Consider the following 2,625-nt stretch of genomic DNA (forward strand, 5'->3'; position numbering starts at 1 on the left):
TCGCGCTTCGCAAGGACGCACTGAGGACGGGGGCACCGTTCGCCTCATACCAGCGGATTGCACTGGACCGGCATTCATTCGCCCCGGTGCCCACACAATCGCCGTTCTGCAATCCTTGTCCCGGTGAGCTCCGGCTCCGACGACGCGCCGTCGATCTGCCTCCGGCGATCGTCCGCGCTTTGCGCCTCGTGCACTGCGCCTCTGCAACCATTCGTTCAGTTAACGATCTCACAAGCGAATCAGCGCACTTAACGGGAGATTATCTTACGATTGGGTGAGGTTAATCGGGACATAACTTGAGAGTTTGCTAGCCATTGCTGGCGTTGTCCTTCGTTTAACTACAGATCTCAACCGGTAATGCAGCGTTCGAGACCATTCTGCTCCCAACTTCTTCGGAGCAGTCCCATGCCGGCCCCCACCACCTGGTCCATCCTCGCCAACCAGATCTCCCTCAAGAACGCCGTCTCCGCCACGGCGTCCCAGGCCCTCTGGAACCTGCAGGATCACGCGACCGCCCCCAGCATCAGCGCCACCTCGGCCTGGACCTCCGTCACCGGCAAGGGCGTCTCCGTCGGCGTCTTCGACGACGGCGACAAGCACGCCACCGCCGTTTCCGGCGTCATCAACGCCAAGCCGTCCGCCAGCGCCCCCATCGGCGTCGCCTACGAGGCCAGCCTCACCACCTTCAAGGTGGTGGGTGCAACCACCAGCTCCATCGCCGCAACGCTGGGCAACGCCGCAAGCTTCGACGTCACCAACAACTCCTGGGGTTGGGACGCCGCCCTCTACGTCAACAAGGCCCAGCCCACCTGGACCACCTTCTTCGGCAACCTTGACGCGGCCGCCGACCAGGGCCGGCACGGTCTCGGCACCGTCCAGGTCGTGGCCGGCGGCAACGCCCGCGCCTCCGGCGGCGACACCAATCTGTCCAATTTTACGAACGATCACCGCCTCATCACCGTCGGCGCCGTGACTTCGGAAGGCCAGGTCGCGGCCTACTCCAATCCCGGCGCGGCGCTTCTCGTCTCGGCCCCCTCGTCGGGCGGCGCACGCGCCATCACCACCACCGATCTGGCCGGGGCCGCCGGCTATTCGGCCGGCGATGTCACCGACTCGTTCGGCGGCACCTCGGCGGCCGCGCCCCAGGTCACCGGCACGGTGGCGCTGATGCTCCAGGCCAATCCCAACCTCGGCTGGCGCGACGTCAAGACCATCCTGGCCTACTCCGCCGAGCAGCCCGGCAGCATCGCCACGGTGACCAACGGCGACAGCCACTGGAACGGCGGCGGCATGCTGTTTTCCAACGACACCGGCTATGGCGTCATCAACGCGCACACCGCCGTGCGCCTCGCCCAGACCTGGACGGCGCAGAGCACCTCGGCCAACGAGCTCAACCTCGACGTCAGCGCGAGCCAGGCCAAGACCCTGACGGCCGGGGCGAGCGTCAGCTACAGCTTCGCCATCAACAAGGCGATCGACGTCGAATCAGCCGAGATCAATCTCGCCGGCAGCCATGCCCGGGTGAGCGACCTCACCGTGCAGCTGGTGTCGCCCGACGGCACGGTCAGCACGCTCCTCGATCACGTCGGCGGCGCCACACCTTTCCAGGGCTTCAGCCTGACCTCGAACGCCTTCCTCGGCGAGGGCGGCCTGGGCACCTGGACCTTGCGGATCAGCGAAGGCGCCGGCGCGGCCACGGGGACGTTCACGGGCGCGACGCTGTCGCTGCACGGCGCGGACGTGAACGCTGACGACACCTTCGTGTTCACGGATGCCTATGGTGGCCTCGGGGCTGGCCGCGACACGATCCACAGCACCTCGGGGATGGGGGTGATCAATGCCGCCGCCACGACGAGCGCCGACGTGATCGACCTGCATGCGGGCGCCACCTCGACGATTGCCGGCCATGCGCTGCACCTGAGTGCCGACAGCCTGATCAAGACAGCGGTGGCCGGTGACGGGCACGTGACGCTGATTGCCAACGATGCCGGCAACGTGCTGATCGGCGGCCATGGCGACGACGTCTTCGTCGGCGGGGCGGGCAACGACACCTTCGTCGCGGGATCGGGCCGCAACCAGGTGACGGGCGGAGCCGGCCTCGACACGCTCGTGGAGACGGGTTCGCTCAAGGACTGGAGCGTGACGCAGGCGGCCAACGGCACCTGGCAGCTGACGCGCGCGGACGGCAAGGCCGATACCCTTGCCGGCGTCGAGCGGGTTCAGTTCGGCGATCACACCGTGGCCCTGGATCTGGACGGTCATGCCGGCGCGGCCGCTCACCTGTACGGGGCCGCCTTCGACCGTGCGGCCGACGCGCAGGGCCTGCGGTTCTGGACGGAGGCGCTCGACAACGGTGCCAGCCTGAAGGGCATCGCCCAGAGCTTCCTGGCCTCCGACGAGTTCGTGATGCACTTCGGCACCGCCACCAGCAATGCCGCCTTCGTGTCCGAGCTCTACGAGAACGCCCTGCACCGGGCGGGCGAGCCGGAGGGCATGGCTTACTGGACCAACGCCCTCGACAGCCACAGCATGGACCGGGCCGATCTCCTCATCGGCTTCGCCCAGAGCCACGAGAACATCGCAAACCATGCCGATCAGTCCCTGCACGGCCTCCTCTTGGCTTGA

The 2,625-nt window shown here is 67.2% G+C and carries 1 protein-coding gene; it reads left to right on the top strand.

Annotation, left to right across the window (positions count from 1 at the left end; translation table 11 throughout):
• Nucleotides 1-405: 405 nt before the first annotated feature.
• Nucleotides 406-2,625 (top strand): DUF4214 domain-containing protein, encoded by a 2,220-nt coding sequence (locus MKK68_RS01750; RefSeq protein ID WP_244028109.1) that lies wholly within the window; start codon nt 406-408, stop codon nt 2,623-2,625.

It is taken from the genome of Methylobacterium sp. E-016 (genome assembly GCF_022829745.1).
GTDB lineage: Bacteria > Pseudomonadota > Alphaproteobacteria > Rhizobiales > Beijerinckiaceae > Methylobacterium.